At 59.9% G+C, this 1,284-nt stretch carries 2 protein-coding genes; both read right to left on the bottom strand.

All coding sequences use genetic code 11. The features are described from left to right. Window positions 1-965 (bottom strand): NAD(P)/FAD-dependent oxidoreductase (locus tag MPC4_RS18115; RefSeq protein ID WP_174513769.1); only part of this gene is annotated, 965 nt, incomplete at its 3' end. A gap of 81 nt (window positions 966-1,046) precedes the next feature. Further along, complete coding sequence (locus MPC4_RS18110) at window positions 1,047-1,250, bottom strand: YgaP family membrane protein (protein WP_174513768.1); 204 nt, start codon at window positions 1,248-1,250, stop codon at window positions 1,047-1,049. Window positions 1,251-1,284 lie beyond the last annotated feature (34 nt).

Here is a 1,284-nt window from a genome sequence, read left to right as displayed (position 1 = left end):
GGCGTTCCTGTCGCGACCGGGGTCTGCTCGACTGGCGGGATGGCGGCGCAGACGCCAGCGGCGAAAATGTTAGGGTATTTCGGGTTGCGTTGATGTTTGTCAATGAGGATAAAGCCGCGCGGGTTGGTCAGTCCCTCGATCCATCCGCCGTCAGCGGTCCGGAAGCAGTCGACACCGCGGAATGACGGCAGGAACATTGAGAACTTTGAAGCGAGCTTGTGCGTGCGCTTGACGCTGCCGTCCTCGTTGACCTCGGTCGCCTCAACCCCATCGGCAGTCACTCGCTCGATCTTGCAATTGGTGATCCACTTGATGTCGCGGTCGCGCAGAACCGATTCCAGCAGTCCTTTCGTGTCGCCGACGCCGCCCAGTCCCAGATGTCCGATATAGGGCTCGGAGGTCACGAAGGTCATGGGCGCCTTGTCCCGGATCTTTCGCTTGCGCAGCTCAGAGACGGCGCACAGGGCGTATTCGTAAGCGGGACCGAAGCAGGAGGCGCCCTGAACGGCGCCGACGACCATGGGCCCAGGGTCGCGGCAAAAGGCCTCCCATCGTTTCGCTGCCGCCTCGGCGTGATCGACAGCGCAGATCGAATGGGCATGGCCTTCCGGCCCAAGCCCCTCCACCTCGTCGAAGGCCAGTTTCGGACCGGTCGCGACGACGAGATAGTCATAATCGAGCGAAGTTTCATCGCCCAGAAGGATCTTGTTCTCGTCAGGAACGACCCGTTTGGCGCCGGCGGAGGAGAAGGTGATGCGCCTGTTTGCAAAGACCTCCGGCAAGGAAATCTTGATATCCTCGGGGCGGCGCCATCCAACGGCGACCCAGGGATTTGACGGCACGAACTGGAAATAGTCGCGATCGGACACGACGGTTATGTCGGCCGAGCGTCCGAGCAAGTCGCGCAGCTCGAACGCCGCCGGAATTCCGGCGATTCCGGCGCCTATGATGACAACCTTCGGCATAGCGTTTCCTTCTTGTGGTTCTATTTTTTGTTGTTGGATTGTTTTTCAGGCCGCCTCTTTGGGCGACGCTGTGCTTCAACTCTATTCGAACGCGCATCCCGGCCTAACGCCGAACCGCTTCAGGATGATCGCGAGCGGGCAAAAGCCGGTGAAAGCCGACTGCAGAAGATTGGCGCCGACGAATGCGGTGAGCAGCAGCCAATAGGAGCTATGCCATTGCGACAGCGCAAGACTCAAAAGAATGACCGTCCCCGCGAACGCTAAGACGGCTCGATCAATCGACATGGTTTTGGTCCTCTCATCATTTGCATCCCGGCGA

It is taken from the genome of Methylocella tundrae (assembly GCF_901905185.1).
GTDB classification, from domain to species: Bacteria; Pseudomonadota; Alphaproteobacteria; order Rhizobiales; family Beijerinckiaceae; genus Methylocapsa; species Methylocapsa tundrae.
This window is presented reverse-complemented; position numbering and strand designations above follow the sequence as displayed.

Coding starts and splice junctions, on each gene's coding strand:
- MPC4_RS18110 (WP_174513768.1), bottom strand. CDS start 1,250: ATGTCGATTGATCGAGCCGTCTTAGCGTTCGCGGGGACGGTCATTCTT.